General features: G+C 71.6%; 2 pseudogenes. One reads left to right on the forward strand and one right to left on the reverse strand.

The features are described 5' to 3' along the window. Nucleotides 1-195 (reverse strand): annotated as a pseudogene (locus CCN33_RS29280) (SLATT domain-containing protein); the annotation flags it as partial. A 250-nt stretch (nt 196-445) separates the two neighbouring features. Here CCN33_RS29280 and CCN33_RS29285 point away from each other — a divergent pair. Continuing rightward, nucleotides 446-539: pseudogene (locus CCN33_RS29285) on the forward strand (YbaB/EbfC family nucleoid-associated protein); the annotation flags it as partial.

A 539-nucleotide genomic window follows, 5' to 3' on the forward strand; every position in this document is an offset into this window, starting at 1 on the left:
CCGGAACAGCTCTCCCAGCCGCTCCGCGGGCTCCCCCCAGTCCCCGAGCGGCAGCGCCCGCCCCACGAGATCCCCGGCCAGAAGTCCGCCCACGTCCAGATCCGCCGATCCCCGGCCCGCCGGAAGCGGAGTACCCGCGGGCCCGTCGCGGCGCTCCTGCGGCGGACGCTCGGGTTGCTGCTCCGGCTGACCCACCCGGTACTCCCTACTGAACACGAACACCGATCGCGCGGCCGTCACACCCCGTGGCGGCGCGAAGTGTCCTTCCTACCGCCCAATGGGTGGCGGGGTGCGGCGTTCGCGGGGTGGTACGCCCGGAAGAGGGGTTTGATCAGGTAGGGGGCCGGAGGCGATCTCACCCGAAAGAGTGGCAGCGCGAGGGCCGCCCGGACCACGTAGGCTCGTGCCGAGCAGTGAAGCGGCGAAGACAGACAGGAGACACCCCGTGATTCCCGGTGGCGGCCAGCCGAACATGCAGCAGTTGCTCCAGCAGGCCCAGAAGATGCAGGCGGACCTCCAGCGGGCCCAGGAGGAGCTGG

The organism is Streptomyces recifensis, from assembly GCF_002154615.1.
GTDB lineage: Bacteria > Actinomycetota > Actinomycetes > Streptomycetales > Streptomycetaceae > Streptomyces > Streptomyces griseoluteus.